Here is a 543-nt window from a genome sequence, read left to right as displayed (position 1 = left end):
CAAAGCTGTAGAGCAAGCCTTAGGCAAAGCACGCTAAAGGCGACGGGTGCCAACAGCTTGGCCGGCCACAGCGGGATACCGATGTCGATGGAGCTGTCGCGGCTCCAGAGTGGAGCGCCAAAGTCAAAGCTGCGTGCGAAATGCGCCCAGCTCCCCCAGATCAGCAAGACGATCAGCGCCAGAATGACAGCGGTTGTGATGAACTCAACGATATAGAGCGTCCGGCCTCTGAGCGCTCCAACAACCATGTCCATTCGGATATGACCGCCATCACGCTGCGCATAGGAAATCCCCATGAAGGCGATCAACGGCATGGCCTGCTCGATCCAGTCCACGTAACCGGGAAGCGGCGCATTGGCGAAATTCCGGCCACCAACGGAGACCACGGCCATGACCATCAGCGAGAACACTGCAAGACCGCTGATCAGAGCCAGAAAGCTCTCCAGTTTGTAGAGACGTTGATCGAGAATGCTGAGACGGCTGTCGTCAGACAGCACCTGGGATGACCCGGCCATCGTTGTACTCCGCAGTCAGGGAAAAAGG

1 protein-coding gene is annotated in these 543 nt (G+C 57.8%); it reads right to left on the bottom strand.

Annotated features, from left to right (window positions below; all coding sequences use genetic code 11):
• Positions 1-515: TRAP transporter small permease subunit (locus tag ACR0KN_RS22490; RefSeq protein ID WP_480656712.1), on the bottom strand; the 515-nt coding region annotated here is incomplete at its 3' end.
• Positions 516-543: the final 28 nt, after the last annotated feature.

The organism is Ruegeria sp. AP7, from assembly GCF_056539905.1.
This window is presented reverse-complemented; position numbering and strand designations above follow the sequence as displayed.